Source organism: Flavobacterium sp. FPG59, from assembly GCF_002150205.1.
Classification (GTDB): domain Bacteria; phylum Bacteroidota; class Bacteroidia; order Flavobacteriales; family Flavobacteriaceae; genus Flavobacterium.
Window position 1 is genome coordinate 1 of the sequence record NZ_MTCA01000327.1, and the last position, 2,161, is coordinate 2,161.

A 2,161-nucleotide genomic window follows, 5' to 3' on the forward strand; every position below is an offset into this window, starting at 1 on the left:
ATATTGAGATAAGAAATTATTTCATGTAAAAAAACCATTCCGCTAAGAATGGTTTTTTTATACAATATTTTAATACTCTAATTTTAAATAAAAATACGAAACATATAATATATGATAGCTGCTAAAATTGCTGAAATAGGAATAGTAAGTACCCAAGCCCAAATAAGACTTACGGTCATTCCCCAACGCACAGCTGATACTCTTTTTGTTAATCCAACACCAATAATAGAACCTGTAATTGTATGTGTAGTACTCACAGGAACTTTAAAATGCTCCGTAAAATATAAGGTTAGTGCACCAGCGGTTTCTGCAGCAACTCCTTCAAAAGAAGTAACTTTAGTAATTTTAGACCCCATTGTTTTCACAATTTTCCAGCCACCGCTTAATGTTCCAGCAGCAATTGCAGAGTAACAAGCTAGAGGAATCCATTCTGGCATTTTAAAAACACCTTCATCATTTGGTAAAACCACATCTAACCAATCTGGAAGACTTTCTTGACTCAACCCACTGGTTTGAATGTAAACTGTTACCGCAGCAGCAATAATACCCATAACTTTTTGTGAATCATTACCTCCATGACCTAAACTAAATGCTGCGGATGATAATAACTGCATTTTTTTTAACCAAGCTGTTGATTGATGCAAGTTCAAACTACTAAATAGCAAACCAAAACCACTCACCGTTAAAATTATAAATGCAACTAAAAACCATTTAATATTATGAGATTCAAATACTACGCTCCAAAAATGTGAGTCAAAACGTGGCTTCTTAATATCAGCATAATACACCATTTGAGACTCTACGAACCAAATCGTCAATAACATCAAACAAACGGTAAAAATCTTTGGGTAAATACTTTTTTTAGAAGCATTTAAAAGCCAAATTGATATTAAATAAGACATCAACGCTCCTAATAATGGCGCTAGTACAATAAAAGCAATAATCACTAATACACCTGACGGAAAACCGCCGTCTTTACCTGGAGAATACCAATTTACTGTGTCATACCAATACGCGGTATGCATATCGGCTCCAGCACCTACCGTATAACCTGAAAAACCATGAACAGCAAGAGCGTGAGCTATGGCTGCCCCTGCAAAACCTCCAATAAGGGTATGTGATGAACTAGATGGAATACCTTGCCACCAAGTAAATAAATTCCAAATAATTGCGGCTATTACACCTGCTAATATTACAACAAGATCAATCTCGAGTGTATTGGCCGTTTTTGCAACTGTATCTGCTACACCAAAACCAAAAACCCAATAGGCTAAAAAGTTAAAAAAAGCAGCCCAAACTACAGCTTGAAATGGCGACAAAACTTTTGTTGCAACAACTGTAGCTATTGCATTGGCAGCATCATGAAAACCATTGATGTAATCAAAGATTAAAGCCAATACAATGATAACTATAAGTAAGGTGAAATCCATAAGAGTTATTTCAGATAAAAAGGAATAGGATTAAGAATGTTTTACAGAAATAGATTCTAGAACTGCAGCTACACTTTTACACTTATCTGTAGCTGTTTCTAGCACAGAAAGTACTTCCTTATATTTGATAATATTTTTGGCATCCGTTTCGTTTTCAAATAAATCTAAAACAGCTTTATCGTAAACATTATCAGACTTATTTTCTAATTTATTAATGCGAACACAAGCATCAGTAATGTTTTTCATTTTCTTTAAATCTCTCAATTCTCTTATGGCTACATCAATATTTTGACATGCTTCAAGATTAATCTCCGTTAATTTACGAATTGATTTAGTAATTTTATCCACTTGGTACAAACGCATTCTACTTGCTGCTCCATGAAGGTTATCAGCAACATTATCAATTGCAGTAATTAAAGAGTGAATATCTTCTCTATCAAATGGAGTGATGAAATTTCTGCTCAACTCAAGGTTTGTTTGACGTGTAATGTCCTCTCCTTTTTGTTCTAAAAGATCTATTTTTTGAAAAAGGATCTCACGCTCTTTAAAAGGTAAATTTACAGCTTCATGTAAATTTGTAGCTATTTCAATTAAATTACTAGATGCTTCTTCAAAAAGTGGAAAGAACTTTTTGTCTTTAGGAACCAAAAATTGGAAAAAATTATTAATGTTCATTTGATTTAATTTTAGTTTGGCAAAATTACTTCATTAATAATTGCTAACGTTAAGCC

At 33.3% G+C, this 2,161-nt stretch carries 2 protein-coding genes; both read right to left on the bottom strand.

The features are described 5' to 3' along the window. Positions 1–83 precede the first annotated feature (83 nt). Positions 84–1,430 carry an inorganic phosphate transporter gene (locus FPG59_RS15615; RefSeq protein ID WP_086455469.1) on the bottom strand — a complete coding sequence of 449 codons (1,347 nt, stop codon included), beginning with the start codon at positions 1,428–1,430 and terminating at the stop codon, positions 84–86. 30 nt (positions 1,431–1,460) lie between these two features. Next, positions 1,461–2,105, bottom strand: a complete 645-nt coding sequence (locus FPG59_RS15620; protein ID WP_086455470.1) for a DUF47 domain-containing protein — start codon at positions 2,103–2,105, stop codon at positions 1,461–1,463. Positions 2,106–2,161 lie beyond the last annotated feature (56 nt).

Bases quoted from the DNA above. Each gene is read 5' to 3' on its own strand.
- FPG59_RS15615 (WP_086455469.1), bottom strand. From the start codon at position 1,430: ATGGATTTCACCTTACTTATAGTTATCATTGTATTGGCTTTAATCTTT.
- FPG59_RS15620 (WP_086455470.1), bottom strand. From the start codon at position 2,105: ATGAACATTAATAATTTTTTCCAATTTTTGGTTCCTAAAGACAAAAAG.